We start from the raw sequence: 1882 nt of genomic DNA, 5'->3' as shown, positions 1-1882 counted from the left end.
TGGCCAGCTGGCCCTCGATCTCCTCGCGGACCGGAGCCTCCGCGGCCACCGCCTCGACGAGCGCCTCGGCGGCGGCCGCGACGGCCTCCAGCGGCTCGACGGCCTCAGCGGCCTCGACGACCTGCGGCTCCTCGTGCGCCGCACCGCCCTTGCCCCGGCGACGGCGCTTGCCGCCACCCGCGCCCGCCTCGACGGCGGCCGCGCCGCCACCGGCGTGCACGTGGGCGCTCGGCTGCTCCATGTGGACGATCACGCCGCGGCCGTTGCAGTGCACGCAAGGCTCGGAGAAGGACTCCAGCAGGCCCTGGCCGACCCGCTTGCGGGTCATCTGCACCAGGCCCAGCGAGGTGACCTCGGCCACCTGGTGCTTGGTCCGGTCCCGGCCCAGGCACTCCAGCAGCCGGCGCAGCACCAGGTCGCGGTTGGACTCCAGGACCATGTCGATGAAGTCGATCACGATGATGCCGCCGAGGTCGCGCAGCCGCAGCTGGCGCACGATCTCCTCGGCCGCCTCGATGTTGTTCCGGGTGACCGTCTCCTCCAGGTTGCCGCCCTGGCCGACGAACTTCCCGGTGTTGACGTCGATGACGACCATCGCCTCGGTGCGGTCGATCACCAGCGAGCCGCCGCTGGGCAGCCAGACCTTGCGGTCCAGCGCCTTCATCAGCTGCTCGTCGATCCGGTAGGTGGCGAACACGTCCACCTCGGAGGTCCACCGCTGGAGCCGCCCGGCGAGGTCCGGGGCCACGTTGGAGACGTAGTCGTGGATGGTGTTCCACGCCTCGTCGCCGGAGACGATGACCTTGGTGAAGTCCTCGTTGAAGATGTCGCGGACGACCCGGACGGTCATGTCCGGCTCGCCGTACAGCAGCGCGGGGGCGTTGCCGGACGTGGCCTTCTTCTGGATGTCCTCCCACTGCTGCTGCAGCCGCTGGACGTCGCGGGTCAGCTCCTCCTCGGAGGCGCCCTCGGCGGCGGTGCGCACGATGACGCCCGCGTCGTCCGGGACGATCTTCTTGAGGATCTGCTTGAGGCGGGCGCGCTCGTTCTCCGGCAGCTTGCGGGAGATGCCGGTCATCGAGCCCTCGGGCACGTAGACCAGGTAGCGGCCGGGCAGCGAGATCTGGCTGGTCAGGCGGGCGCCCTTGTGGCCGATCGGGTCCTTGGAGACCTGCACCAGCACGGACTGGCCGGACTTCAGCACGGACTCGATCCGGCGCGGGCCGCCGTGGCCGCCGAGCGCGCCGAAGTTGACCTCGCCGGCGTACAGCACGGCGTTGCGGCCCTTGCCGATGTCGACGAAGGCGGCCTCCATCGACGGCAGCACGTTCTGGACCTTGCCCAGGTAGACGTTGCCGACGTACGAGGTGGCCTGCTCCTTGTTGACGTAGTGCTCGACGAGCACGCCGTCCTCAAGGACGCCGATCTGGGTCCGCTGGCCGTTCTGGCGCACCACCATGACGCGCTCGACCGACTCGCGGCGGGCCAGGAACTCGGCCTCGGTGATGATCGGCACCCGGCGGCGGCCCAGCTCGCGGCCCTCGCGGCGGCGCTGCTTCTTGGCCTCCAGGCGGGTGGAGCCCTTGATGGACTGCACCTCGTCCGGGTCGAAGGACGGCTCGGTGGAGCGGCGGCGCGGCTCGCGCACCTTCACCACGGTGCGGACGCCGTCCTCGGTGGTCTCGGCGGTCTCGACGGCGCCGGACTCACCGCTGCGGCGGCGACGGCGGCGACGGCGGCGCGAGGAGGACAGGCCGGCGGCCAGGTCGTCGTCCTCGTCCTCGTCCTCCTCCTCGGCGGCCGCGAGCGGCTCCTCGGCGGCGGGCTGCTCGTTCTCGGGCGCCTCGGCCTCCTCGGCCTCACCACGACGGCGGCGGCGGCC

1 protein-coding gene is annotated in these 1882 nt (G+C 71.9%); it reads right to left on the bottom strand.

Annotated features, from left to right (window positions below; genetic code table 11):
* Positions 1-1882, bottom strand: a 1882-nt coding sequence (locus ABD308_RS38785; protein WP_344345729.1) for an Rne/Rng family ribonuclease, incomplete at both ends; no start/stop codon positions are given.

The sequence above is a fragment of the Kitasatospora putterlickiae genome (assembly GCF_039527695.1).
In the GTDB taxonomy this organism is placed as follows: domain Bacteria; phylum Actinomycetota; class Actinomycetes; order Streptomycetales; family Streptomycetaceae; genus Kitasatospora; species Kitasatospora putterlickiae.
Note: the sequence above shows the minus strand (reverse complement) of the source record. Positions and strands in the feature narration are given on the sequence as shown.